The sequence below is a fragment of the Duganella phyllosphaerae genome (assembly GCF_001758785.1).
In the GTDB taxonomy this organism is placed as follows: domain Bacteria; phylum Pseudomonadota; class Gammaproteobacteria; order Burkholderiales; family Burkholderiaceae_D; genus Rugamonas; species Rugamonas phyllosphaerae.
This window is the reverse complement of record NZ_LROM01000152.1, coordinates 148,268-175,049: the sequence shown is the minus strand read 5'-3', so window position 1 is coordinate 175,049 and position 26,782 is coordinate 148,268. Positions and strand designations below refer to the sequence as shown.

General features: G+C 63.5%; 21 protein-coding genes. 11 read left to right on the top strand and 10 right to left on the bottom strand.

The genetic code is table 11. The annotated features are described in order from the left end of the window. Window positions 1-165 precede the first annotated feature (165 nt). Window positions 166-855 carry a TetR/AcrR family transcriptional regulator gene (locus DUPY_RS26150; RefSeq protein ID WP_229255510.1) on the top strand — a complete coding sequence of 230 codons (690 nt, stop codon included), beginning with the start codon at window positions 166-168 and terminating at the stop codon, window positions 853-855. A 13-nt stretch (window positions 856-868) separates the two neighbouring features. Here the strand turns inward: DUPY_RS26150 and DUPY_RS26145 are convergent, their stop codons facing one another. Then, on the bottom strand, window positions 869-2,101 hold the full coding sequence (locus DUPY_RS26145) for a lipase family protein (protein WP_070252066.1): 1,233 nt from the start codon (window positions 2,099-2,101) through the stop codon (window positions 869-871). Between the two features lie 119 nt (window positions 2,102-2,220). Here DUPY_RS26145 and DUPY_RS26140 point away from each other — a divergent pair, with 119 nt between their 5' ends. Next, window positions 2,221-3,354, top strand: a complete 1,134-nt coding sequence (locus DUPY_RS26140) for a helix-turn-helix transcriptional regulator (RefSeq protein ID WP_084640898.1) — start codon at window positions 2,221-2,223, stop codon at window positions 3,352-3,354. Window positions 3,355-3,358: 4 nt separating this feature from the next. Here DUPY_RS26140 and DUPY_RS26135 read toward each other — a convergent pair whose 3' ends face one another. Then, on the bottom strand, window positions 3,359-5,743 hold the full coding sequence (locus tag DUPY_RS26135) for a penicillin-binding protein 1A (RefSeq protein ID WP_070252065.1): 2,385 nt from the start codon (window positions 5,741-5,743) through the stop codon (window positions 3,359-3,361). Between the two features lie 205 nt (window positions 5,744-5,948). On the opposite strand from DUPY_RS26135, the gene glpD reads away from it, so the two are divergent. Beyond that, window positions 5,949-7,484: a glycerol-3-phosphate dehydrogenase gene (gene glpD / locus DUPY_RS26130; RefSeq protein WP_070252064.1), complete on the top strand. Its 1,536-nt coding sequence runs from the start codon at window positions 5,949-5,951 to the stop codon at window positions 7,482-7,484. 85 nt (window positions 7,485-7,569) lie between these two features. On the opposite strand, the gene DUPY_RS26125 is transcribed toward glpD, so the two are convergent. Beyond that, complete coding sequence (locus DUPY_RS26125) at window positions 7,570-9,069, bottom strand: peptide MFS transporter (RefSeq protein ID WP_070252063.1); 1,500 nt, start codon at window positions 9,067-9,069, stop codon at window positions 7,570-7,572. 222 nt (window positions 9,070-9,291) lie between these two features. Here DUPY_RS26125 and ppnN point away from each other — a divergent pair, with 222 nt between their 5' ends. Next, window positions 9,292-10,662 carry a nucleotide 5'-monophosphate nucleosidase PpnN gene (ppnN, locus tag DUPY_RS26120; RefSeq protein WP_070252062.1) on the top strand — a complete coding sequence of 457 codons (1,371 nt, stop codon included), beginning with the start codon at window positions 9,292-9,294 and terminating at the stop codon, window positions 10,660-10,662. Window positions 10,663-10,672: 10 nt separating this feature from the next. Here the strand turns inward: ppnN and DUPY_RS26115 are convergent, their stop codons facing one another. The 6 genes from DUPY_RS26115 to udk form a co-directional block, all read right to left on the bottom strand. Further along, complete coding sequence (locus DUPY_RS26115; protein WP_229255509.1) at window positions 10,673-12,541, bottom strand: glycoside hydrolase family 15 protein; 1,869 nt, start codon at window positions 12,539-12,541, stop codon at window positions 10,673-10,675. Next, complete coding sequence (locus DUPY_RS26110) at window positions 12,541-13,338, bottom strand: SDR family oxidoreductase (protein ID WP_070252061.1); 798 nt, start codon at window positions 13,336-13,338, stop codon at window positions 12,541-12,543. The genes DUPY_RS26115 and DUPY_RS26110 overlap by 1 nt, the downstream gene beginning before the upstream one ends. A gap of 169 nt (window positions 13,339-13,507) precedes the next feature. After that, a complete protein-coding gene (gene lysS, locus DUPY_RS26105; protein ID WP_070252060.1) occupies window positions 13,508-15,049 on the bottom strand; it encodes a lysine--tRNA ligase in 1,542 nt (513 codons plus the stop codon). A 31-nt stretch (window positions 15,050-15,080) separates the two neighbouring features. Next, window positions 15,081-15,770 carry an HAD family hydrolase gene (locus tag DUPY_RS26100; protein ID WP_070252059.1) on the bottom strand — a complete coding sequence of 230 codons (690 nt, stop codon included), beginning with the start codon at window positions 15,768-15,770 and terminating at the stop codon, window positions 15,081-15,083. A 3-nt stretch (window positions 15,771-15,773) separates the two neighbouring features. Then, window positions 15,774-16,878, bottom strand: a protein-coding gene (gene prfB / locus DUPY_RS26095) for a peptide chain release factor 2 (RefSeq protein WP_141749684.1) whose coding sequence is annotated in 2 segments (ribosomal slippage) — window positions 15,774-16,796 and window positions 16,798-16,878 — 1,104 coding nt in all. Because the reading frame shifts where the segments join, the coding sequence is not laid out codon by codon here. 74 nt (window positions 16,879-16,952) lie between these two features. Then, a complete protein-coding gene (gene udk / locus DUPY_RS26090) occupies window positions 16,953-17,594 on the bottom strand; it encodes a uridine kinase (protein WP_070252058.1) in 642 nt (213 codons plus the stop codon). Between the two features lie 193 nt (window positions 17,595-17,787). Here udk and DUPY_RS26085 point away from each other — a divergent pair, with 193 nt between their 5' ends. The 4 genes from DUPY_RS26085 to DUPY_RS26070 all read left to right on the top strand — a co-directional run bounded on the left by DUPY_RS26085 (window position 17,788) and on the right by DUPY_RS26070 (window position 23,280). Next, window positions 17,788-19,830, top strand: a complete 2,043-nt coding sequence (locus DUPY_RS26085) for a bifunctional 2',3'-cyclic-nucleotide 2'-phosphodiesterase/3'-nucleotidase (protein WP_070252057.1) — start codon at window positions 17,788-17,790, stop codon at window positions 19,828-19,830. A gap of 131 nt (window positions 19,831-19,961) precedes the next feature. Further along, the gene (locus DUPY_RS26080) at window positions 19,962-20,690 is read left to right on the top strand and encodes a Crp/Fnr family transcriptional regulator (RefSeq protein WP_070252056.1); all 729 of its coding nucleotides are present in this window, start codon (window positions 19,962-19,964) and stop codon (window positions 20,688-20,690) included. Continuing rightward, on the top strand, window positions 20,687-22,405 hold the full coding sequence (locus tag DUPY_RS26075) for a hybrid sensor histidine kinase/response regulator (protein WP_070252055.1): 1,719 nt from the start codon (window positions 20,687-20,689) through the stop codon (window positions 22,403-22,405). Before DUPY_RS26080 ends, DUPY_RS26075 begins: the two co-directional genes overlap by 4 nt. Further along, window positions 22,402-23,280: a response regulator gene (locus DUPY_RS26070; RefSeq protein ID WP_070252054.1), complete on the top strand. Its 879-nt coding sequence runs from the start codon at window positions 22,402-22,404 to the stop codon at window positions 23,278-23,280. The genes DUPY_RS26075 and DUPY_RS26070 overlap by 4 nt, the downstream gene beginning before the upstream one ends. On the opposite strand, the gene DUPY_RS26065 is transcribed toward DUPY_RS26070, so the two are convergent. Beyond that, complete coding sequence (locus DUPY_RS26065; RefSeq protein WP_070252053.1) at window positions 23,212-24,075, bottom strand: transposase; 864 nt, start codon at window positions 24,073-24,075, stop codon at window positions 23,212-23,214. The genes DUPY_RS26070 and DUPY_RS26065 overlap by 69 nt on opposite strands. A 143-nt stretch (window positions 24,076-24,218) precedes the next feature. On the opposite strand from DUPY_RS26065, the gene DUPY_RS26060 reads away from it, so the two are divergent. The 3 genes from DUPY_RS26060 to DUPY_RS26050 all read left to right on the top strand — a co-directional run bounded on the left by DUPY_RS26060 (window position 24,219) and on the right by DUPY_RS26050 (window position 26,709). Beyond that, window positions 24,219-25,058, top strand: a complete 840-nt coding sequence (locus tag DUPY_RS26060; RefSeq protein WP_070252052.1) for an aldo/keto reductase — start codon at window positions 24,219-24,221, stop codon at window positions 25,056-25,058. An 18-nt stretch (window positions 25,059-25,076) separates the two neighbouring features. Beyond that, entirely contained in the window at window positions 25,077-26,159 is a 1,083-nt protein-coding gene (locus DUPY_RS26055) for a DUF4272 domain-containing protein (protein WP_070252051.1), read from the top strand. 109 nt (window positions 26,160-26,268) lie between these two features. Then, entirely contained in the window at window positions 26,269-26,709 is a 441-nt protein-coding gene (locus DUPY_RS26050) for an RcnB family protein (RefSeq protein WP_070252050.1), read from the top strand. Window positions 26,710-26,782: the final 73 nt, after the last annotated feature.

Here is a 26,782-nt window from a genome sequence, read left to right as displayed (position 1 = left end):
TTGCTGACAATGCCAGCAAAAGCAACAGCGACAGGACGGCTAGCAGCGGCAGGAGTAAGTTGGGTGGGGGGCGACGTGTATACAATGGAAACATTCCTGGACAAGGATCACCATGTTACCGCATACGCTATAATATTTACCATAAAACCAACTAAAGAGACCGTCGTGCAGCCAGACTTTACCTTTGCCCAGTTTCAGACCATGACGCCGCTCGGCGCCGGCAATATCTGGGCCTACCTGCTCGACCATTACGCCGACCGCATCACCGTCAAGCGCCGTAAGCCGGCGCTGGAAAACCTCGAACGGATCTTCAACGCCACCTTCAAACTGGCCAACGATGTCGGCTTTCGCGCCATGAACCTGCGCGATTTGTGCCAGGAAACCGGCTTGTCGATGGGGGGCTTGTACGGCTACATCAGCAACAAGGACCAACTGGCGGAAATGATCGGCGACGTGGTGCGCCACGCCACTCACCAGGTGCCGCTGCTGTTCGACACCATCGCCGATCCGCTCGACCGCCTGGAAGCGTTGATACGCTCGTCGATCTACATCTCCGAGATCTTGCAGCCGTGGTTTTATTTCGTGTACATGGATTCGCGCGTGCTACAGCCGGAATTGCGCCACGCGGCCAAGCGTTCGGAGTTGTACGTGCAGTCGCTGTTTGCCGAGGTGATCGTGCGCCTGCCGTCGCGCCCGCCGGGCAGCGCCGACCTGCTGGCGTCGCACCTGATGGCAACGTTCCAGGACTGGTATGTCAAACGGTGGAAATACCGGGCGGCGGACGTGACGCCCGATCAATTTGCCGGCAGCGCGGTGCGGATGATGCGCGGGTACCTGGCGATACCCGCTCTTTAACGCTTGCTGTAGTCTAAGGCGCGGGGCAGTTGTTGGCGGGGGCCTGGCCCTTGAAGCGCGCGTCCATCCACGCCGGCAGCCGTTTTGCCGCTTCCGGCACCATGGTCAGGTGGTTGAGCGTGGCGAACTCGTTGTATTCCACCGCCGATCCCGCCTTGCACAGGGCGCTGCGTTCACGCTGGTTGAGCGCGACCGGCGTGTCGGTGTCCAGGGTGCCCTGGAACATCACGAACGGCATCGAACCGCGCGGCGTGAAGTTGTCCACCGCCGTGAGCGCGTTCCACCAGCTCGAGCCTGGCGTCAGTGCGCCGGGCTGGTAGGCGTCACGCACGCTGGTCGCCAGTTCCCAGATGTCGTAGCAGCCATTGGTCAGCGCCGGCAGCTGCTCCATGCCCTCGGCCGAAAGGAAGTCGCGGTATTTGAGCTCCGGCATATAGGCCTGGATGCCGGGCAGGGTGGAGATCACGTAGCCGGCGTTGGTCGGCGACTTCATCGAGTTGAGCGTGAGCTCGCGGATGCGCACGGCCGGCGCGATCAGCGCGGCGCCCAGGCCGGTGAATTCGGGCGCGTAGCTGGCCGCGATGTTTTCGGCCCACATGGTGGTCTGGCCGCCCTGCGACCAGCCGTACATCACGTAGCGCGCCGAGGCCCGGGCGTCCGGGAATTTTTGCGCCACGCGCAGCATGTCCAGCGAGGCGCGCGCATTCGGCTGGCCCGCCATGTACAAGGCGGGGCCGGGCAGGCCCAGGCCGGGGTAGTCGCTCATCACTACCACGCGGCCGGCGGCAAGCTGGCTGCTGATGGCCGGCACCCGGTCCACGCTGTTCTCCAGCAGGTTGCGCCGCGACGGTGCGCAGGCGTCGCCCAGGCCGGCAGTTTCGTGGTTCCACAGGACGATGTCGCGCGGCGCCGTGGCGGCTGCCGCCGGATAGTAGACTTCGCCCGACACGTATGCCAGTTTGCCTGGCGCGATTTCCGACACGTACACCACGCTCCAGCCCTGCGCGCCGGCAGGCGCGTCACCGCGCTTTTGCGCGCGCAGGATGTCGCCCGGTTTGGCGCCGGCCGGGGGCGCTTCCTGGACGGCCCAGAAGTCGGTGCCGATTGCCACTTCCTTGAACGGCGCCAGCGTAGCGGCGTGGGCATCGCCGACGCCGACGCTGCCGCTGTTGCCGCAACCGGCCAGCGCCAGTGCGGCAGTGGCGGCGCATAGCAGCGCTGCCAGGGTTCCTGTCGTTGTTTTCATGATTGTCTCCATAATTGTTGTCGTGGTTTATATCAGGTGGACTGATACAATCCATCATACTGTCCGTCACGCGATAAACACCCCTCCTCGAATGCGGAGGTGGGGGCAGGAGCAACGCCATGGATCTCGAGAGTCTTGATAGTATTGATAGCGACTGGACCACCGGCACCGGAGAGGGCGACGGCGCACCGGCGCCGCTGCACCGCGCGCTGGGGCCGTGCCTGCTGCGCATTGGTCAACTGGCGCGGCAGACTGCGCCCGCCGAGTTTCTGCACGCCTCCATGCTGGCGCTGCGCGAGCACGTCGGTTTCGATGCCGCATGGTGGGGCGAGGTGATCGACGCAGCGCCCGCTGCTGGTGTCGGCGCCAGTCCGCGCAACCTGCTCCATGCGAGCATTGGCCTCAGTCCGACCTTTGCCCAGGAGTGGAACCGCGACGTGGCCGCCGTGGACACGTTTGCGCTCAGCACCATGGCCGACCTGGGCACGGTGTTTCGCGCCAGCGGCCACTACCGGGGGCCGCCCGGTGCGGTCGCGGAGTTCGTCGTGCGGCATCGTCTGTATTGCATCCTGACCATGACCATCGCGCTGGAACACAGCGGGCTGCTGTTTTTCATTTGCCTGTACCGCCACGATCCGCAGGCAGGGTTCAGCGATGCCGAAAGCGCGTTCTTTGCCGATGTTACCCGCCACCTGGCCCAGGCCTGGCAGCACCGGGTAGCCGATCTGCTGAGCTTGACCATGGCCGGTGCCGGCGCCGGCGCTGTTACTGTTACTGGTACTGTTGCAGGGTTAGGGGCTGGGACGGTTGCCGGCGGCTGCGCCGGCACGGCGCTGGCGCTGGCCGACCATGCCGGGCGGCTGCATTACCTGGGGCAGGGCATGGCGCAGGTACTGGCGCGTTATGCGCCGGATTGGACCGGTACCGTATTGCCGCCAGCGGTGAGCGCAGCGTTCCTCCGCGCGCCCTGTGCGTTGCGCCTGGCCGGCGCCAGCTTGTGGCTCGAACCGGTGGGACAGTTGATGGCAGTGACGGTCAGGAGCAGCACGGCGGCGCAGTTGCCGCTGTCGCCGCGCGAACTGGGTGCGGCGCTGCTCTATACGCAGGGCCATAGCAGCAAGCAGGTCGCGCGCCTGCTTGGCCTGTCGCCGTCCACCGTGCGCACCTACCTGCGCGACGCCTACCGCGCACTGGGGGTGTCGAACAAGATCGGGCTGGCGGCGGCGCTGGGACGCCACCAGCGGCCCGGATAGCTTTTTAGCGTGCTGGCAGTGGCGCCGGTGGCGGCGCCGGTGTCGGTGGCGGTGGTGGTGGCGGCGGCGCACCGGCGCCAGTCGGCATCGGCACGATGTTCTCCGCCCCAGGTGGCGCTGCATCGAGATCCAGTGACACCCGCGCGGCGTCGCCGGTGAACTCATCGTACAGCCATTCGCTGCCCACCTGCGTCAGGCCCACCGGTACCGGCCGGTCGCGTGCCGGCCGGTCTTTCATCGCCACCTTCATGTAGTCGAGCCAGATCGGCAGCGCCACGGTGGCGCCGAACTCCTTGTTGCCCAGCGATTTGGAATCGTCGTAACCCATCCACGACACTGCCACGATGCCGCCGCCGTAGCCGGCAAACCAGCCATCGACCGCCTCCGACGAGGTACCGGTTTTGCCGGCCATGTCGTGGCGGCCCAGGCGCGCGACGGCGCCGCCGGTGCCGGTGCGTGTCACTTCCCGCAGCATGCTGTCGGTGACATACGCATTGCGCGGATCGAGCACGCGCGCCTCGTCGGGCAGGGTGGTGCGCGGCTTGGCTTCGGAGATGATCTTGCCGTCGCCATCGACGATTTTGGCGATCAGGTACGGCTCCACCGAGTAGCCGCCGTTGGCGAACACCGAGTAGGCGCCGGCCATCTGCGCCGGCGTGACCGAGCCGGTGCCCAGCGCCATGGTGAAGTTCTTCGGATGCTTGGCCAGATCGAAGCCGAACTTTCCCAGGTAATCGTGCGCGTACGGCACCGTGATGGCGCGCAGGATGCGCACCGTGACCACGTTTTTCGATTCGGCCAGCGCGTAGCGCATGGTGATCGGGCCTTCGTACTTGCCGTCGTCGTTGCGCGGGCTCCAGGGCTGGCTGCCGGTTTCGGCAGCGGTCAGCTCCAGCGGCTCGTCATTGAGCAGCGTGGCCGGCGAAAAGCCTTTTTCCAGCGCCGCCGAATACACGAACGGCTTGATCGAGGAGCCGGGCTGGCGCCATGCCTGCGTGACGTGATTGAATTTTTGCAGGTTGTAGTCGAAACCGCCGACCATGGCGTGATAGCCGCCGTTGACCGCGTCCATCGACACGAACGCCGCCGCTACCTGCGGCACCTGCGAAATGGCCCAGCCCTTTTTGCCGTTGTCCATGATGCGGATGACGGCGCCAGGACGCACGCGCAGCGATTCCCTGGCCTTGTCGGTGAGCGCGCTGGCGGCCAGCCGCAGGCCGTCGCCGGTGATGGTGATCTCGTCGCCGGCTTCGTTCTGCACCGTGACGGACTTGGTGCTGGCGGCCAGCACCACGGCCGCGATCAGGCGGTCGCTGGTTGGGCGGCGCTGCAGCGCGTCCTCGATGGCGTCGTCGCGTTCGTCGGCGTCGGCGGGCAGAGTGATATACGTTTCCGGGCCGCGATAGCCGTGGCGCTGGTCATAGTTGATGACGTTGCGGCGCATCGACTCGTAGGCCGCGTTCTGGTCGTCCTTGAGGATGGTGGTGTACACGCTGATGCCACGCGTGTAAGCCTCGTCCTTGAACTGCGCATACACGACCTGGCGCGCCAGTTCGGCCACGTATTCGGCGTGCACTTCGAACTGCTGGCCCTTGGCGCTGATGTGGATCGGCTGCTTGAGCGCCGCGTCGTACTGCTCGGCGGTGATGTAATCGAGGTCGCGCATCGACTTCAGTACCAGTTGCTGGCGCTGCTTGGCGCGCTTGAGGTTGGTGATCGGGTTATGGCGCGCCGGGTTTTGCGGCAGGCCGGCCAGCATCGCCATCTCGGCGATGTTCAATTCCTTGAGCGACTTGCCGAAATAGGTTTGCGCCGCGCTGCCGAAGCCGAACGAGCGCTGGCCCAGGTAGATCTGGTTCATGTACAGCTCGAGGATTTCGTCCTTGGAGAGGGCGTTCTCGATTTTCAGGGCCAGCATCACTTCGTTGAGCTTGCGGCCCAGGACTTTTTCGCGCGTGAGGAAGAAATTGCGCGCGACTTGCATGGTGATGGTGGACCCGCCCTGGCGGAACGAGCCGCCCAGGTTGGCCTTGACGGCGCCCATGGCGCGCACCCAGTCGATGCCATTGTGCTCGTAGAAGCGCTTGTCCTCGATCGACAGCACCGCTTTTTTCATCAGGTCCGGCATCTCCTTGATGGGGATGAAGTCGCGGTGTTCCTCGCCGAATTCGCCGATCAGGGCATTGTCGGCGGTGTATACGCGCAGCGGAATCTTTGGCTTGTAGTCGGAGATTTTATCGAGCGACGGCAAATTGGGCGCAATCGCCAGGAACATGTACGCCGCCAGCGCGACCGCGCCGATCAGGGCCACCAGGCCGATCACGATCACGCCACGGATGGTGTTGCGGCGGTTGAGCCACTGGGGCAGTTTGTTGGTAGTAGCAGTCAAAGCGTGGGTCTCGCTATCAATACGGTGCGAAGATTATAGACCAACGAAATTTGAGCCAGCTTAAATAGCAAACTTATAACGAACGTGGCTTTCACGGTGAATTTTAGAGGGACGATACGGTTGCCCTCTATCATCAAAGTGAAATTTGTCGTACCGTAGGGGATGTGGCAAATCATGCTATATTACAAGTCACCTCGGGGAACTCATGGCGGAACCGCAGCACACGCTCGATTGCGATGTCCTGATCGTGGGCGGCGGCATCAATGGCGCGGGTATCGCGCGCGATGCGGCCGGACGCGGGCTGTCGGTCGTCCTGTGCGAAAAGGACGACCTGGCGGCGCACACGTCGTCGGCATCGACCAAGCTGATACACGGCGGCCTGCGCTATCTCGAGTACTACGAATTCAACCTGGTGCGCAAGGCGCTGATCGAGCGCGAAGTGCTGCTGCGCGCCGCGCCCCACATCATGTGGCCGCTGCGCTTTGTCATGCCGCATTCAAAAGGTCAGCGTTCCGCGCTGCTGATCCGCGCCGGCCTGTGGCTCTACGACACGCTGGCCAAGCGCGAACTGCTGCCGCGCTCGGCCGCCATCAACCTGCGCTGCCACTCGGCCGGCAAGCCGCTCAAGCCGGAATTTCGCTGCGGCTTCGCCTACTCCGACGGCTGGGTGGACGATGCCCGCCTGGTCGTGCTCAACGCCATGGACGCCTGCGAGAAGGGCGCCACCATCCTCACCCAGGCCCGGGTGGACACGCTCACCCGCAAGGGCGCCGGCTGGGAAGCGATCATCGACAAGCCCACCTGCGGCGGCATCCGCGTCAACGCCCGCTACGTGGTCAACGCGGCCGGGCCGTGGACCGCGCAGATGCTGCACACGGCAACGCCGAAAGACGGCGCCGGCCACCTGCGCCTGGTCAAGGGCAGCCATATCGTGGTCAGGCGCATGTTCGATCACGATAACGCCTATATTTTTCAGAACCGCGACGGCCGCATCGTGTTCGCGATTCCGTACGAGCGCGATTTCACGCTGATCGGCACCACCGATATCGATTACAAGGGGGACGCCAACGGCGTGGCGATCGACGACACCGAAATCGCCTACCTGTGCCAGCTGGCCAGCGAGTATTTCGTCAAGCCGGTGGCGCCTTCCGACGTGGTGTGGACCTATTCCGGCGTGCGCCCGCTGCTCGACGACGGCGCCGACGCCAAGGCCGTCACCCGCGACTACAAGCTCGAAGTCGACAGCGATGGCGCGCCGATCCTGAGTATTTTCGGCGGCAAGATCACCACCTACCGCAAGCTGGCCGAAGAAGCGGTGGAACTGATCGCCAAGGCCCTGGACAACCGCCACGGCAACTGGACCGCCCACGCCTGCCTGCCGGGCGGCGACTTGTACGGCGCCGAGCCGCAAAACAAGTCGGTGCTGGGTTTCGACGAATGGGTGCGCAACGTGCAGAACCATTACGCCTGGCTGCCGCCGCTACTGGTGGTGCGCTACACCCGCGCCTACGGCACCCGCATCCACACGCTGCTGCGCGACCGCGCCACGGTGGCCGACATGGGCGCCGAAATCGTCCCCGGCCTGTATGAAGTGGAAGTGGCGTACCTGCGCAAGTACGAGTGGGCGCGCACGGCGCGGGACATCCTGTGGCGCCGCTCCAAGCTGGGGTTGCATTTGGCGCCCGAGGCGGCGACCACACTGCAGGCGTGGCTCACCGCCCACCCGATGCAGTTCAAATAGCGCAGCTTAAACGATAAACGGCGCCCGAGAGCGCCGTTTATCTTGCAACTACGCTCCCGCCTGCGCGGGAGCGACGTCATTGCGCTTACTTCACGCCGTGCATCAGCTTCTGGATCAGCGGAGCGACCAGGAACAGCAGCACGCCGCCGGCAAGCAGCGAATAAAAGCCCACGGTGTAACCCGACAGAGCCGACGTGATCGACATGCCGCCGGTGCCACTGACGTGGGAGGCGAACATGCCCGACAGGTTGTTGCCGATACCGGTGGACAGGAACCAGCCACCCATACCCAGGCCCACCAGGCGGGTAGGCGCCAGCTTGGTCACCATCGACAGGCCGATCGGCGACAGGCACAGCTCACCGATCGACTGCAGCACGTAGACCATGAACAGGGTCCAGAACGGGATCTTGTTGTCGATATTGACCAGCATCGACAGCGAATACATCAGCAGGCCGAACGCCAGGGCGTTGAACAGCAGGCCCAGGCCGAATTTACGCGGAATCGACGGATTGGCGCGACCGAGCTTGACCCAGATGAACGCGATCAGCGGCGCGAACGTGATGATGGCCAGCGAATTCACGGTCTGGAACCAGGCCACCGGGAAGGTCCAATTGAACATGTCGCGGTCGACGATTTTTTCGGCCAGGAAGGTGAACGAGCTGCCAGCCTGTTCGAAGAACATCCAGAACATGATGTTGAAGAAGAAGATGATCAGCATCGCCAGCGCCTTGTCGCGCGCGACCTTGCCGTTTTTGAAGCCTTCCACCAGCACCATCACCGACAGGATGATGAACAAAATGGTCAGCACGATCTGCAGGTTGGCGGCGCCGGCGGCCAGCAGGAAGTACACGACCGGGATCACGCACAGCGAGCCGATGATCACGTACAGCAGGCGTTTTGGATCGGCATGCTGCGCGTCCGGGGCGCCAATGCCCAGCAGGCGCGCGCGGCCGATGAAGAACCATACCAGGCTGATCAGCATGCCCACGCCGGCCGACATGAACACCACTTTGTAGGCGGGCATGCCATCGGTGCCGAACACCTTGGCGGCGAGCCACTCGGTCAGCACCGGCGCGACCATGGCGCCGGCATTGATGCCCATGTAGAAAATGGTGAAGCCCGAATCGCGGCGTGGATCGCCGGTGGTATAGAGCTTGCCGACCATGGTCGAGATGTTCGGCTTGAACATGCCGTTACCGACGATGATGGTGGCCAGGCCCAACTTGAACACCTCTTCGTGCGGCACGGCGATCATGAACAGGCCCGCTGCCATGAAGGCGGCGCCGATGAGGATCGAGCGCTGGTAGCCGAGCACGCGGTCGGCCACGTAGCCGCCGAACAGGGCGGCCGCATAGACCAGCGCGAGGTAGGAGCCGTACACGAGGTTGGCGGCGGATTCACCGGACGCATCGCCGTTGTAGAACTGGGCGACGACGTAAAGCACGAGTGCCCAACGGATGCCGTAGAACGCGAAGCGCTCCCAGAACTCGGTCATGAACAACATCCACAGCGGGGCCGGGTGTCCCATGATCTGTTTGAACTCGGGCACGACTGCTTCCGATTTATTGATGGTGGCACCGCTCATGCGGGGTCTCCTCTTCGATGATCTGTTTAAAAATGTCTCGGGCCCCCTCGTGAGGGGCCAAATCGGGCGCCATTTTAATCTACAAATGGTTTAGAAAGTACTTTTTGCGCGCTGCGCTGCACCAAACTCCGCACGCAGCGCGCCGACTTGTCGTATATTGGCAGGGCAGGGCACCCTGCGAGACACCGAATCTGCGCACCTGAATATAAGGATTTACGCAACATGGAACATGACGTTATCGATACCCTGATTTCGCCGGAAGGACAGCTCGAAGTGCTGTCCAAGGCCGAAGTAAACAAACTGCTCGATACCAGCCAGGGCGGCCTGTATAACGTATTTCGCAATTGCGCGCTGGCCGTGCTCAATTGCGGCAGCACCATCGACGACGGCAAGGAACTGCTCGAGCGCTTCGAGTCGTTCTCGATCAGCATCATCCAGCGCGAGCGCGGCATCAAGCTCGATATCAAGGGCGCGCCTGCATCCGCTTTCGTCGACGGCAAAATGATCAAGGGCATCCACGAGCAGCTGTTCGCCGTGCTGCGCGATATCGTCTTCGTCAGCAACGAAGTCACCAACTCCGACAAGTTCGACATGAGCCGCACCGAGGATGTCACGGACGCCGTGTTCCATATCCTGCGCAATGCCGGCGTACTGAAGCCGATGCTCAACCCGAACCTGGTGGTGTGCTGGGGCGGCCACTCGATCAACCGCGCCGAGTACAACTACTCGAAGGAAGTCGGTTATCAGATGGGCCTGCGCGAACTCGATATCTGCACCGGCTGCGGCCCGGGCGCCATGAAGGGCCCGATGAAGGGCGCCACCATCGGCCACGCCAAGCAGCGACTGACCAATGGCCGCTACCTGGGCATTACCGAGCCGGGCATCATCGCTGCCGAATCGCCGAATCCGATCGTCAACCAGCTGGTGATCATGCCCGACATCGAAAAGCGCCTCGAAGCGTTCGTGCGCGCCGGCCATGGCATCGTGGTGTTCCCGGGCGGCGCCGGCACGGCCGAAGAGATCCTGTACATCCTAGGTATCCTGCTGCACCCGGACAATGCCGAGCTGCCGTTCCCCTTGATTTTCACCGGGCCGGAAACCTCGCGCGAGTATTTTGTGCAGATCAATAACTTCATCCACGCCACGCTGGGACCGGAAGCGCAAGAGCGCTACAAGATCATCATCGACGACCCGGAAGCGGTGGCGCGCGAGATGCAGGCCGGTGTCAAGCAGGTGCGCGAGTACCGCAAGACCCGCAGCGACGCCTATTACTTCAACTGGGGGCTCAAGATCGACCGCGAGTTCCAGATGCCGTTCGCGCCCACCCACGAAAACATGCGCAACCTCAGCCTGCACAAGGACCAGGAAGTGCACCTGCTGGCAGCGAATTTGCGCCGGGCGTTTTCGGGCGTGGTGGCCGGTAACGTCAAGAACGAAGGCATCCGCGCCATCGAACAGCATGGACACTTCGAAATCCATGGCGACAAGGCCATCATGGGGCCGATGGATGCGCTGCTGACGTCGTTCGTGGAGCAGAGCAGGATGAAGTTGCCGGGCAAGGCCTATGAGCCCTGCTACCGGGTGATCCAGTAGTGATGGGCGCTCAGGCGGGCCAGTCACGCGGTCCGCGTCCCTCCATCTCGCGATCGATATAAAACGCGGCACTGACCAGCGCCAGGTGGGTGAACCCCTGCGGGAAGTTTCCCACCAGGTGCGCGCGTTCGTCGAATTCTTCGGCATACAGCTGCACGTGATTGGCGTAGCGCAGCAGCTTTTCGAAGATGTGGCGTGCTTCGTCCATGCGGCCTGCGCGTGCCAGGCACTCCACGTACCAGAACGAACAGGCCGAAAACGCGCCTTCCTTGCCGGGCAGGCCGTCGTCGCGCTTGTAGCGATAGACCATGCCGTCGTCGGTGAGCTTGTTGCCGATCGCGTCCAGCGTGGCCAGCCAGCGCGGATCGGTGGCGCCCACGAATCGTACCAGCGGCATCAAGAGCATTGAAGCATCGAGGTCCTTGCGGCCGCGTTCTTCCACGAAGTGGCCCAGCTTCTCGTCCCAGAAGTTCTTCCAGATGTCGTCGTGGATGGCGTTGCGCACCTTGATCCAGCGCGTAAACGGCGCGGCCAGCGAGCGCTTGCTGGCCAGCCGGATCGCGCGGTCCATCGCCACCCAGCACATCAGGCGCGAATGCAGGTGGTGGCGCGCCGGCCCACGGATTTCCCAGATGCCGGCATCGGGCTCTTTCCAGTGGCGCGCGACGTAATCGATCACGCGGCACACGCCCAGCCAGCGGTCGTGCGAGATCGCCTCGCCGTATTTGTTGCTGAGGTAGATCGAGTCCATCAGCTCGCCGTAGATGTCGAGCTGCAGCTGGGTCACCGCATCGTTGCCGATACGGACCGGCACGGCGCCGCCGTACCCACCGAGGTGCTCGAGCGAGGTTTCGGCCGGCACCGTGCCGCCATCGAGCGCATACATCACTTTCAGCTCGCCGCCCTTGGATGAATGCATGGCGCGGTCGCCCAGCCAGCGATAAAAATCCTTGGCCTCGGTGTGGTAGCCGAGGCGCATCAGCGCGTAGATCGAGAACGACGAATCGCGGATCCAGGCGGCGCGATAGTCCCAGTTGCGCACGCCGCCCGCCGCTTCCGGCAGCGAGAAAGTGCCGGCCGCCGCGATCGAACCATGGCGGCGTGACGTCAGCAGCTTGAGCACCAGGGCCGAACGGCCGACGGCGTCGCGCCAGCGGCCCTTGTAGGTCGATTGCGCCGACCAGGCGCGCCAGCGGTTGATGGTCGCTTCGATCAGTTGGCCGATCTGGTCGGCGCCGATCAGCGGTTCGCCGGGTTCATCGAGCATCAGCGTGATGCACTGGCCCGCCTTGAGCGTGATGCTGGCGTGGACTTCACCGTCGCCCTTGCTGAAATCGGCGCCGCTCAATCGCAGCGACGGGCAATCCTTGGCCTTGAAGAGCGCAGCGCCGTCCTTGATCGTCACCGACGGTTTCAGGCGCGCATAGTCGTAGCGCGGCGCGCAGCGCACGTGGATGGTTACCGTGCCGCGCGTGACGACCATGCGCCGTACCAGCCGGGTGGGCGCTTCGCCGGTTTCCGACGTGTCGATCATCAGGTCGGTCAATTCGGCTGAAGCGTCGCTGCCCATCCAGCGCGTGAGCAGCACGTTGGTGTCGGGGATGTACATCTGCACCACGCGTGGTTCTGCGATGTCGGGCGCCAGTTCGAACACGCCGCCCTGGTCCGCATCGAGAATGCCGGCGAAGATGCTGGGGCTGTCGAGGTTGGGCCAGCACATGTAGTCGATGGCGCCGTCGCACGCCACCAGCGCAATCGTGGCCAGGTTGCCGATCACGCCGTGGTCGGCAATGTCGCGTTCCTTGCGCTGACGATCATGGGGCGGCTGCTGCGCTTCTCCCGGCTTGAGGGGTTTGGTCCGTGGATTGGCGGCAGCCATCAGCCGTTGTCCTCGAAGCCCGGGTACAGCGCCATGCCGCCATCGACGAACAGCGTGCTGCCCACCACGTAGTCGGCCAGGTCGGAGGCCAGGAACAGCGCGGCGTTGGCCACATCGTCCGGCTGGCCCACGCGGCCATATGGAATCAGCTTGAGCAAATCGTCGGTGCCGCCGTCGGCGGTCACTTCGGCGTTGATCGGCGTCTTGATGGCGCCCGGCGCAATCGCGTTGATGCGGATGCGCTCGGGCGCCATTTCCTGCGCCATGGTTTCCATCAGCAGGTGCACGCCGCCCTTGGAGGCTGCATAGTTGACGTGGCCGGCCCACGGGATGCGCTGGTGGACGGAGCTCATGCAGATGATCTTGCCCAGCGCGCGCGACGCCTGGCGCTGGCCCTGCTTGCGGAAAGTGCGCACCGCCTCGCGCATGCACAGGAACTGGCCGGTCAGGTTGGTTTTCAATACGCCTTCCCACTGCGCCAGCGTCATGTCGGCGCTGGGCGCATCGTCCTGGCGACCGGAATTGGCCACCACGATGTCGATCGCGCCGAAGCGTTCGATGGCGGCGGCAAACAGCGCCTGCACATCGGCTTCCTCACCGACGTCGGCCTGGAAGGCGATGGCCTTGCCGCCGGCGGCTGTAATCGCAGCGACGACTTCGTCGGCCTGGTCCTGGTGCGAGTGGTAGTTGACCACGACATTGGCGCCGGCCCTGGCAAAGGCCAGCGCGATGCCGCGCCCGAGGCCGGAGTTGGCGCCGGTGACGATGGCGGTTTGATCTTCAAGCGTGATGTGCATGTGCGTGCTCCCATTTCATGAACGGTAATCGTCTCATTCTAGGCAGCATGCCGCGCAAGGGAAGGGTGCTTGCAAGGGCGAAGCGGCCCCACCGCACGCAATGCCGCAAAAATGCGGGCGAAAAAAAACCGCCCATGACGAGCGGTTTTTCTGACCTGGCTACTGAAGATTACTCTTCGCGGCGCAGGTGCGGGAACAGCAGCACGTCGCGGATGTTCGGCGAGTCGGTGATGATCATCATCAGGCGGTCGATGCCGATGCCGCAACCGCCGGCTGGCGGCATGCCGTATTCCAGCGCGCGGATGTAGTCGGCGTCGTAGTACATCGCCTCTTCATCGCCGGCATCCTTGGCGGCGACCTGCGCCAGGAAGCGAGCCGACTGGTCTTCGGCGTCGTTCAGCTCCGAGAAGCCGTTGGCGATTTCACGGCCGACCATGAACAGCTCGAAGCGCTCGGTGATGCCTTCGCGGGTGTCCGACGCGCGCGCCAGCGGCGAGACCTCGACCGGGTAATCGATGATGTACGTCGGTTCCCACAGCAGCGCTTCGGCAGTCTCTTCGAACAGCGCCAGTTGCAGCGCCCCCAGGCCGGCGGTAGCGAAGGGTTTCACGCCGAATTTGAGCAGTTCCTTCTTGATGAATTCTGCGTCTTCCAGTTGCTCGGGCGTGTAGCCCGGCGCGTACTTGTTGATCGCCTCGACGATGGTCAGGCGGTGGAACGGCTTGGCCAGATCGAGTTCGCGGCCGCCATAGGTGAGGGTGGCGGTGCCGTGGGCGTCGATCGCGGCCTGGCGGATGATCGCTTCGGTGAAGTCCATCAGCCACTGGTAGTCGGTGTAGGCCGCGTAGAACTCCATCATGGTGAATTCAGGATTGTGACGGATCGACACGCCTTCGTTGCGGAAGTTGCGGTTGATCTCGAACACGCGGTCGAAACCGCCTACCACCAGGCGCTTCAGGTACAGCTCGGGCGCGATGCGCAGGAACATCTGCATGTCGAGCGCATTGTGGTGCGTGGTGAACGGTTTTGCGGACGCGCCACCCGGGATGGTGTGCAGCATCGGCGTTTCCACTTCCATGAACTCGTTCTTTTCCATGAAGCGGCGCATCGACGAGATGGCGGCGGTACGGGCCTTGAAGGTACGGCGCGTCTCTTCGTTCATGATCAGGTCCACGTACCGCTGGCGGTACTTGGTTTCCTGGTCGGCCAGGCCGTGGAACTTGTCAGGCAGCGGGCGCAGCGACTTGGTGATCAGGCGCAGTTCGGTGACCTTGATGGTCAGCTCGTCGGTCTTGGTCTTGAACAGGGTGCCGGTCACGCCCAGGATGTCGCCCAGGTCGTAATGGTGCAGCGCGGCCATGGCGGCTTCGCCGGTCAGGTCGAGCGTGGCGTAGATCTGGATGCGGCCATCGGCGTTTTTACCGGACGAATCCTGCAGCGTGGCGAAAGCGGCCTTCTTGCCGGCCTCGCGCTTGAGCATCATGCGGCCGGCCAGCACCACGGTCACTGGATGCTCTTCGAGTTCCTCGCGCGTCTTCAAGCCGAATGCGGCGTGCAGGTCGGCAGCCTTGTGTTGCGGTTTGAAGTCGTTGGGGAAGGCCACGCCTTGCTGGCGCAGGGCTGCCAGCTTGGCGCGGCGCTCGGCGATGATCTTGTTTTCGTCGGGCGGGTTTGCAGAAGCGCTTGCTTGGTCTTGGAGATCCGTAGTCATGGTCTGTTTCTTTGGTGGGGTAAATATTTAATTAGGCGGCAATGTAAGGCTCGGACGCGAACAGCGCCGCGACATCGAGCTCGCTGAAGTCGCTGGCAATCGCAATCACGTTGTCGAATTCGGCAAACGCCTCAGCGGGCAGGGTGGTGGTGAGCACCACCGCGCGCATGCCGGCGCGGCGGGCCGCTTCCACGCCCAGCGGCGCATCTTCGAACACGATGCTGTTGGCTGGCACGCTGCCGGCGCGTTCGGCGGCCAGCAGGAACACGTCCGGGTTCGGCTTGCCGCGCGCCACATCGGCGGCGCCGGCGATGGCATCGAACTGGCTGCGCAAGTCGAGGCCATCGAGCGTGAAGTCGATATTGGCCGGCGGCGCGGCGGTGGCCACGGCCAGCTTGACGCCGGCCGCCTTGGCGCGGGCGATGAACTGTTCGAAGCCCTTGGTGACGGCCAGGTGCGGCGCATACAATTCGCGGTACAGCGACTCTTTTTCCACATCGAGCGCAGCGGTTTCTTCGTTGGTCAGCTGGCTGCCCAGGTAGGTGCGCATGATTTCATGGCCCTGGCGGCCGGCCGTGTCGCGGAAAAACGCGTCCGGATCGAGCTTGTGGCCACGCTTGTCGAAGAAGGCCAGCCACGACTGGGTGTGGTAGGCCATGTTGTCGACGATGGTGCCGTCCATGTCGAAGATGAACGCGCGCGGTGATGAGGTGGAAGTCATGAGTTATACGCCTTGTTTGAGCGAAGCCGAGATGAAGTCGTCCAGTTCACCGTCGAGCACCGCCTTGGTGTTGCCGGTCTCGAAGTTGGTGCGCAAGTCCTTGATGCGCGACTGGTCCAGCACGTACGAACGGATCTGGTGGCCCCAGCCGACGTCGGTCTTGGAGTCTTCCAGTTTCTGCTGCTCGCTCATGCGCTTGCGCAGTTCCATTTCGTACAGCTTGGCCTTCAGCATTTCCATCGCTTCGGCCTTGTTGCGGTGCTGCGAACGGTCGTTCTGGCACTGCACCACGATGCCCGATGGTGCGTGGGTAAGACGCACGGCGGAATCGGTCTTGTTGATGTGCTGACCACCGGCGCCGGACGCACGATAGGTATCAATGCGCAGGTCGGCCGGGTTGATCTCGATATCGATCGAGTCATCGACTTCCGGGTATACGAACAGCGACGTAAACGACGTGTGGCGGCCGTTGGCCGAGTCGAACGGCGACTTGCGCACCAGGCGGTGCACGCCGGTTTCGGTGCGCAGGAAGCCGTAGGCGTATTCGCCTTCAACCTTGATGGTGGCGGTCTTGATGCCGGCTACCTCGCCGTCGGACTGTTCCATCACCTCGACCTTGAAGCCTTTGCGGTCGCAATAGCGCACGTACTGGCGCAGCAGCATCGAGGCCCAGTCCTGCGCTTCGGTACCGCCGGCGCCGGCCTGGATGTCGATGAAGCAGTTGTTCGGGTCCATCGGATTGTTGAACATCCGGCGGAATTCCATGCTCTCGATGACCACGCGCACGGCTTCGGCGTCGACGATCAGCGCTTCGAGCGTGTCGTCGTCGCCTTCTTCCTTGGCCATGGCGAACAGGTCGGCCATGTCCTTGAGGTCGGTGTCGGCCTTGGTCAGCGCCGAGACGATGGCTTCCAGCGATTTTTTTTCCTTGCCGAGATCCTGCGCCTTTTTAGGGTCGTTCCAGATCGTCGGGTCTTCCATTTCTTCGTTTACTTGTTCGAGCTTCTCTGACTTTTTATCGAAGTCAAAGATACCTCCGAAGTTCGGCTTCGCGCGAAGTCAGATCGGCGAGCAGGGCGGAGAGGGAGTTGATGCGTTCGGCTTCCATGTTTTCTTCTTCTCTAAGGGCGAAATCAAACCCCAGATTATACGCTATGGAAGTCCGAACTTCGTTCTTGCTGATCAGGACATCTTGAGCTGTTTGATCACGCTGGCCACCTTGGCCGTGATGACATCGATCGCCGGGCCGTTGGCGCCGTGCGGGAAAATCACGTCGGCGTTGCGCTTGGTCGGTTCGATGAACTGCTTGTGCATCGGGCGCACCGTGTCCATGTACTGGACGACCACGCTTTCGACCGAGCGGCCACGCTCGGTGATATCGCGCTGCATGCGGCGGATGAAGCGCACGTCGGAGGCGGTATCGACGTAGATTTTCAGCGACATCATGTCGCGCAGGTCGGCGTCGTACAGGGCGAACAGGCCTTCGATCACGATCACCGGCGCCGGTTTGACGGCAATCGTGCGCTGCGAGCGGTTGTGCAGGGTGAAGTCGTATTCTGGCATCTCGATCGATTCACCGCGGCGCAGCGCCTGCACGTGCTGCACCAGCAGCGGCCACTCGAACGCGTTGGGATGGTCGTAATTTTGCTCGGGGCGCACTTCGGGCGCCAGGTGCGACTGGTCGCAGTAGTAATCGTCCTGCATCACCACCGAGACCATGTCGGCGCCGAAGGCTGCCAGCACTTGCTGGGACACGGTGGACTTGCCACTGCCGCTACCGCCTGCGACACCAATAATAAACGGTTGGAATGGGATATTGTTCATACCCCGCATGATACCGGAACCGCGCCTTCACCGACAGGGACCAATGGGGCCGGATTGCGCCAATTATTCGCGGGATGGCACAAGAATTAACGTTGCGTCCCGTTGTAATGCCTTGATTCACGCCGGATCGCTGCGTATCATGCTCGATCCTGTTCCCGATCCTATGCTGCGATCTTCCCTGATCCGACGACTTATGCCGCTGCTGCCGCCTTCCCCCCGTTTTCGCCTGTTATCCACCGTGCTGCTGGCCGGCGCTGGCAGCCTGGCTGCAACTGCCGCCATAGCGGCCAATCCGGGCGCCACCCCGGCCGGCGCCCAGGCCACCGTGGCCCTGCTGGAAACGACCGACCTGCACGCCAATGTGCTGAGCTACGACTATTACAAGCTCAAAGCCGAGCCGTCGATCGGACTGGAACGCACCGCCACGCTGATCCGCCAGGCGCGCGCCCAGTACCCGAACAATCTGCTGCTCGACAACGGCGACGCCCTGCAAGGCACGGCCTTGTCGGACTACCAGGCCAAGGTCGCGCCGGTGCAGTGCGGCCAGCTGCCGGCCATTTACAAGGCGATGGATTTGCTGGGCTTTGACGGCGCCGGCATCGGCAACCACGAATTCAACTACGGCCTGCCGTACCTGAACCAGGTCACCGGCAGCGCTTTCGACGTCGCCGGCGTGCCGGCCGATGCACCGCGCTGCGCCGGGCCGAAGTTCCCGATCGTGCTGGCCAACGTGGTCAGCGAACGCTCGGGCAAGCCGCTGTTCGCGCCGTACAGCATCCTCACCCGGCAAATTGGCGCCACCGGCCCCGATGGCAAATCGGTTACCGCCACCATCAAGGTGGGCATCATCGGCTTCGCCCCGCCCGAGATCCTGGCGTGGGACAAGCGCTGGCTCGATGGCAAGGTCTATGCCGAAGGCGTGCGCGAGACCGCGCAAAAATTCATTCCGCTCATGCGCGCCCAGGGTGCGGACCTGATCGTGGCGCTGTCGCACGGCGGCATCGACGGCGCGCCGTACACGCCGGCGATGGAAAACGCCAACTACTACCTGGCGCAAGTGCCGGGCGTGGACGCCATGCTGATCGGCCACTCGCACCTGCCGTTCCCGCTCGCCACCAGCACGGTCGCGCAATTCAATCTGCCCGGCGTGGACAAGGCGAAGGGCACCGTGCATGGCGTGCCGACCGTGATGGCCAGCCTGTGGGGCAAGCACCTGGGCGTGATCGCGCTGCATATGACCTACGACGGCCAGCGCTGGAACATCGACAAAACCCGCACCACGGTGGAAGCGCGCAGCATCCGCAACGCCGACGGTAGCTACGTCGAGGCCGATCCGGCCGTGGCCAGGCTGGTGGCGGCCGAGCACGAGGCCACCATCGGCTACGTGAAAACGCCGGTGGGCAGCAGCGACTTCCGCATGTCGTCGTATTTTGCCGACGTCGGCGATGTGAGCGCGGTACAGCTGGTGAACCAGGCCCAGACCGACTACGTGCGCCATTACGTGCAGGCCAATTTGCCGCAGTATGCCTCGCTGCCGGTGCTGTCGATGGCGTCGCCGTTCAAGACCGGCGCTGCTGGCGTGGGCGACTACACCGATGTCAAGCCGGGCGAGCTGGCGCTCAACAACGCCGCCGACCTGTACCTGTATCCGAACGAGCTGCATGCGGTCAAGGTCGATGGCGCGGGCCTGAAGGCCTGGCTGGAAAAATCGGCCGAGCGTTTCAACCGCATCGATCCGGCCGCCACCGCGCCGCAGGAGCTGATCAACACCGGTGCGGCCGGCTATAACTTCGACATGCTTACCAACGCCGACATCAGCTACCAGATCGACGTCACGCGGCCGGTCGGCCAGCGCATCGTGGCGCTGAACTGGCAGGGCGCGCCGGTCACGCCGGGCCAGCAGTTCCTGGTCGCGACCAATAACTACCGCGCCAGCGGGGGCGGCAATTTCCCGGGGTTGAACGGCAGCCAGACCGTGATCGCCGCGCCCGACAGCAGCCGCGATGTGCTGATCGCCTACATCCAGAAAACCAAAAACCTCACGCGCGCGGCCAACGGCAGCACCCGCAGTTGGCGCTTTGCGCCGGTGCAGGTGGCCGGGCCGGTAGTGTTCCACGCGGCGCCGGGCATGATAGCCCTGGCAGCGGAGGCGGGGTTGAGCGGCGTGACCGAATTGCAGCCGGATGACGGCGGCGGCAAGGGCTTTGCGCTGTACGCGGTCGACCTGGCGCAGTGACAGCTCGCATTGACAGGTCGATAATCCTTGGGGCACGCATGATGTGAGGCATTGTGTGTTACTGTGCGCGACGGTCATCGTTAGCCGTCCAAGTAGCCATCTAGTTAACGACTGGAACCCAGGACCGTCACATGCGTCTCAATAATCCCAATCAAAATCACCTGTTGGCGGCGCTGCTCGACGCCGAGTTCGACCGGCTGTCGCCGCACCTGGATCCGATCATGATGCGCCTGGGCGATGTGCTCTACGAGTCCGGCGCCGCCATCAACCACGTCTATTTTCCAACGTCGTCGATCGTCTCGCTGCATTACGTGCTGGAAAACGGCAGCTCGTCGGAAATCGCCGGCGTGGGTAACGAGGGCATGTTGGGCATTTCCCTGTTCATGGGCGGCAACACCACGCCCAGCCGCGCCGTGGTGCAGACCGCCGGCCATGGCTATCGCCTCAAGTCGCACCTGCTGCTCGAAGAATTCAACCGCGCCGGCCCGGTGATGCGCCTGCTGCTGCGCTACACCCAGGCGCTGCTCACGCAAATGTCGCAAACCGCGATCTGCAACCGCCACCACACGGTGGACCAGCAATTGTGCCGCTGGCTGCTGCTGACCCTCGACCGATTACCCACCAGTGAGCTCACCATGACCCAGGAACTGATCGCCAACATGCTGGGTGTGCGCCGCGAAGGCGTGACCGTGGCGGCCGGCCGCCTGCAGGCCAAGGGTTATATCAGCAACCGCCGCGGCCATATTTCGGTGCTGGACCGCCATGGCCTGGAGGGCGATGTGTGCGAGTGCTACGAAGTGGTCAAAAAAGAATTTGCCCGCCTGATGTCGGACGTGCGCCAGCGCCAGGAGGTCAAATGAACGCCGGCCTGCCCGTCGCGAAGCTGTTGCTCGAGGCCGATGCGCTGCAAACGGCGATCCACAACAGCGCCAATTTTTGCAGCATCGCCACCGACGTCAATGGCGTGATCCAGATCTTCAACGTCGGCGCCGAGCGCATGCTGGGCTACAGCGCGGCCGAGGTACTCAACCACGTCACGCCGGCCGGACTGGCCGACCCGCTGGAAGACGTCGAACGCGCTGCCGCCCTGAGCCTGGAGGCCGGTGTGACGATCCAGCCAGGCTTCGAGGCGCTCACTTTCCGGGCCTCGCGCGGGATCGAGGATACCTATGACATGACCTTCATCCGCAAGGATGGCAGCCGGCTGCCGGCCAGCATGTCGGTCAGCGCGCTGCGCGACGCCGGCCAGAATGTCATCGGTTACCTGCTGATGGGTACCGACAATACGGCCCGCAAACAGGCCGAGCGCGAGCAGGCGTTGCTCGACCAGCGCCTGCGCGAACAGCAGTTGGCGCTGCAGGACACCAACGTCGAGCTGGAAGCTGCGCGCGCGCTGGCCGAAAAGGCCAACCTGGCCAAGTCCGAGTTTTTGTCGGCCATGAGCCACGAGCTGCGCACGCCGCTGAACGCGGTGTTGGGCTTTGCCCAATTGCTGGCGTCGGACAAGCCGCCGCCGACCGTCGCGCAACAGCGCTCGCTCGACCAGATCCTCAAGGGCGGCTGGTATTTGCTCCAGCTGATCAACGAGATTCTCGACCTGGCCATGATCGAATCGGGCAAGGTGACCATGTCGCAGGAGTCGATGGGGCTGGCGGAAGTACTCAAGGATTGCCAGTCGCTGATTGCGCCGCAAGCGGAAAAGCGCGGCATCCGGCTGTTCTTTGCCGCCATGAGCGAGCCGTTCTTCGTGCATGCCGACCGCACCCGCGTAAAACAGGTGATGATCAATTTGCTGTCGAACGCCATCAAGTACAACCGCCGTGGCGGCATGGTGATCGTCGAATGCACCCATGCCGAAGGCGACCGGGTGCGCGTGAGCGTGACCGACACCGGGGCCGGCCTGAACGCCGAGCAGGTCGAGCAGCTGTTCCAGCCGTTCAACCGGCTGGGCCAGGAAGAGGGCGCGGAAGAGGGTACCGGCATCGGCCTGGTGGTGACCAAGCAGCTGACCGAATTGATGGGCGGCGTGATCGGCGTCTTCAGCGAAGTGGGCGTGGGCACCACGTTCTGGATCGAGCTCGCAGCCAGCGTCGAGCCGGTGCTGGAAATCGCAGCCACCGACCTGCCGCCTGCAGTGGCCGAAGGCGCCGATGCGCCGCTCAAAACCCTGCTGTACATCGAAGACAATCCGGCCAACCTGAACCTGGTGGAGCAGCTGGTGCTGCGCCGCAGCGACCTGAAACTGCTGACGGCCATCGACGGCTATGCCGGCATCGAACTGGCGCGCACCTACCAGCCCGACGTGATCCTGATGGACATCAACCTGCCCGGCATCAGCGGCTTCGGGTGCCTGAAGATCTTGCAGGAAGATGCCGCGACCGCGCATATCCCGGTGCTGGCGCTGTCGGCCAACGCCATGGCGCGCGACGTCGAAAAAGGTGTGGAAGCGGGCTTCTTCCAGTACCTGACCAAACCGATCAATGTCACGCAGTTCATGCGCGCACTCGACGAAGCGCTGGCCTTTGCCGCCGTTCATGGCAGCCCGCACACACCCACCGAGGAAACCGCATCATGATAGATCCATCCGACATCCGCGCCGCGCAGATCCTGATCGTGGACGACCAGGAAGCCAACGTCATGCTGCTCGAGCAGATGCTGGCCAACGCCGGCTATACCAATGTGCACAGCACCATGGACCCTTTCCAGGTCGCCGGCCTGCACCTGGAGCATCACTACGACCTGATTTTGCTCGACTTGCAAATGCCGGGCATGGACGGTTTCGCGGTCCTGAAGGCGCTGCACGACATCGAGCCGGATGGCTATGTGCCGGTGCTGGTGGTCACGGCCCAGCCGAACCACAAGCTGCGCGCACTGCAGGCGGGCGCCAAGGACTTCATCGGCAAACCCTTCGACTTGCTGGAAGTGGAAACCCGCATCCAGAACATGCTTGAAGTACGCCTGCTGCACCGCAAGCTGCGCCGCTACAACCAGCAGCTCGAATTCACGGTTCTGGAACGCACCGCGCAGCTGCGCGAAAGCGAAGCGCGCTTCCAGCGCTTTGCCGAGCTGTCCACCGACTGGTACTGGGAACAGGACGCCGAGGGCAAGCTGGTGAACTGTCACGGCCCGGTGGCCGACATGGTGGGCCTCTCGGGCGCCGACACCGGCGGCTGGGACGTGGCCGAACGCGCGCAGCTCGAATCGAACATCGCCGACCGCAAGCCGTTCCTCGATTTCATCTACAGCCGCACCGCCGACAGCGGCGCCGTCCAGTACCTGCAAGTGAGCGGCGAACCGGTATTCGACGAAGCGAGCCGCTTCATCGGCTACCGCGGCGTAGGCCGCGACATCACCGCCATGGCCACTTTTTTCACTTCGGGGTCAGTGCCGACATTTGGACACAAGCTCGGCCTTCTCGATGCTTCTGACCGCACGGCTGACGGTCTTTGACGACACGCCAAAGAATGCCGCAATCTGCTGCATGCTGTAAGCAGTGGAAAAATATGCCCGCGCCATTGCTTCGTCGCGACGCGGATAGGCCGCGCAATATTCGTCCAGAGACAGCAGGGTGGCGCGTCGCTGGGCTTTCGTTATTGCCACCATGTTGTTGAACGCCGGATTGCCGTAGGCTTGGGCGATGAAATGTTCATCTCCCAGCAACAGCTGATGCCTGGTCTGTTTCAGTGGGCTGGCGGCCCCTATCCCTGCAAGCACGAAGCGGCAATATAGTGCTATAGCTTCGGTGCGGTCGGCGGCAAAGTGCCCCAGAATGGCGTCGGCCTCGAACCATGGCGGTGCTGTCATGCTCCCGGTGAGATAACCATGGCTGCTCCACGGCCATGCTTCGATCGATGCCACAGCCCCGGCGCGCAGCGGGTTAAGGATCACATACCGGGTGAGCTCGAGCAGGTATGATTCGCGCTGCACGAGTATCGCCTTGTAACGGCCCTGAAAGACGTGCCCCACGACCTCGTGGCGGCGATTGAAATACTGCGAATAGGTGCCGTTCAATACCCGCATGCCCTGCGCCAGGTTGCCGTCGACGGTTTCCACAACAAGGTGGTAATGGTTGGTCATCTGGCAGAAGCCCAACACGACGAAGTTGTAGCGTTGGCATACCTGTTCTAGTATGGAAAGCCACACCCTACGGTCCACGTCGTCGCGATAGATCGCTGCCCGGCGATCCCCGCGCGAGGTGACGTGGTAGAGGGCGCCCGCGTACTGCACTCTTAATGGTCTGGTCATTATGCAAAGCTAACCCTTCCGTGACGAAGGATGACTATGCAAGATCAATAAAGTTCAAAAATGTCCGAATGTCGGCACTGACCCCGAAGCGCTGCCCCCGAAGCGTTACACTGTCCGGTCTTTGACGTCACAGGAGTACTGTCATGAAAACAGTCACATTTGCGTCCGGCGTGACCGTGCCGGTGTTGGGGCAGGGGACCTGGAATATGGGTGAGGACGCCACGCGCTACGCTGACGAGGTGCGCGCCTTGCAGCTGGGGCTCGACCTGGGCATGACCCTGATCGACACCGCCGAGATGTACGGCGAAGGCGGTGCCGAGGAAGTGGTCGGCGCGGCGATTGCCGGGCGGCGCCCGGAGGTCTACCTGGTCAGCAAGGTCTATCCGCACAATGCCAGCTTCGACGGCGTGCGCGAGGCGTGCGAGCGCAGCTTGCGGAGAATGAAGGTCGACTCTATCGACCTGTACCTGCTGCACTGGCAGGGCCACCACCCGTTGGCCGAAACCTTCGACGGCTTCGAGGCCCTCAAGCAGGCCGGCAAGATCGGCGACTACGGCGTGAGCAACCTCGATCTGCCCAGCATGGAGGAGGCCATCGGCTACGGTGCGCCCGCCACCGACCAGGTGCTCTACAACCTGCTCAAGCGCGGCATCGAGTTCGACCTGCTGCCGTGGTGCCGCGCGCGCGGCATGCCGGTGATGGCCTATTCGCCGCTCGAGAGCAGCGGGCGCGAACAGGCAACCCTGTTGGGTAATGCTGCCCTGCGGGCAGTGGCCGATACCCACCACGCGACGCCCGCGCAAATTGCCCTGGCCTGGGTGCTGCACCAGGACGGCGTGATCGCTATCCCCAAGGCGGTCGATCCTGTACACTTGCGCGCCAACCGCGCTGCCGCCGACATCGTGCTGACCAGCGACGACCTGGCCGCGCTGGACCGCGCCTTTCCGCCGCCGCGCCGCGCGCGTGCGCTGGACATGAGATAACCACTGCCACCAACGATTATGTTCAAACGACTCAAGCAACTGCTCTCCGCCACGCCTTCCGCCCCGCAAGGCGACGAAATCCTGGTCAACGCCTACGCTACCGTGGCGCCATTGCCGCCGCGCGATTTTCCGCACGTGACGGGCGGCCTGCGCAACCTGGCCGATCCGGAACTGGCCAAGCATCTCAACGGCTTCATGCACCACGTGGCAGACGCGGGCAAAGGCAACATGACGCGCACCCGCTACCACGTGATCCGCCACATCCAGCGCGTGCAGCAACATGCCAGCCTGGCCGTCGCGCCGGCCGACATGCCCGCCATGCTGGCCTGGGCCGAAGCCGCCAACGCCATCCTGTTCATGGCCGATGGCAGCGTGCTCGATCCGCAGGGACGCGCACTGCTCAAGCCAGCGGCTGCCGACGGCGACCCGCAGGCGGCGCTGCCATACCCTCCTGCGGCCTGGGACCGCAAGGCGCGCACCGATGCGGTCATCGCCCAGCGCGGGGTCACGGTGCCTGCCGATTTGCCGCCGGTGGTGTCGGAACCGGAACTGCGCCTGCGCACGCCGGAAGATGTGCTGCGCCGCATGCTGGCGCTGTTCGTGGTGGCGATCCGCGCCGAGTCGTTGACGGGCGAGCGCCCGATCGCGGTGGCCGATTTGCAGCAGCGCTTTCCGCCAGCGTTTGCGGGCCTCACCGAACTGGAGCGCGACTTCCTGGCCAAGGATGCGCCTACCGCCCACGAAATCACCCAGTTCCTGTGGCGCTACGAGGCGATCCTGGTGCTGCAATGGGCGCTGGGGTTGCAGGAGGCGCTGCCGTTCCCCGATGAGATTTGCGATGTCGCGGCCATTTCCAGCACCGTCATCGAGCGCGGCACCGAGGGCCTGCGCAAGCAGCCGGTCGTGCGCACCGCCAGCGAAGTGCTCGACGCCCTCGACCTGCACTACCGCCTGCACTGGGCCTCGCGCCAGGCGCTGCTCAAGAAAACTGCGGTGCCGGCAGGCCTGAACGACAGCGTGCTGCAGGAGCGCCACCATGCGCTGAACTGGCTGGTGCGCTTCGAGGACCGTGACTGGGACGAGGTCGATACGCCGACCTGATGCGCCTACGTAAAACCCTTATGTATGCTACCGAACGGAACCAAAAGTTTTCCAACGGTATATTTCAGTCATCCCGGAGCAATCTTCGGGCTTAACTGAAGGAGCTGACATGAACAAGAAAATTATCCTCGGCGCAGTACTGGCGGCATTCGTTGGCACCATGGGCAGCGCCATGGCGCAAGGCCGCGGCAACGACGACCATCGCGGCAATGGCAACGGCAATGGCAATGGCAATGGTAACAACAAGTACAAGGACAAACACGACGACCGGCGCGACTTCGACGGCGATCGCCGCAACGACCGCTACGACTATCGCCACGACAATCGCGGCGCCAACAATGGCCATCGCGGCGCCGGTCCGCGCCACGACCTGTACAAGGGCCACCGCCTGCCGCCGCAGTACCGCAGCAAGCAGTACGTGGTGGATAACTGGCGCACGCACCGCCTGAGCGCGCCACCGCGCGGCTACCACTGGGTGCAGACCGGCGCCGACTACGTGCTGGTGGGCATTGCCACCGGCGTGATCGCCACGCTGATCCTGTCGAATTGATCGGCAGCGCTGTACAGTGAAAATTGAGGGCCGCAGCGATGCGGCCTTTTTTTCATGTACGCTGTCGTCAGTT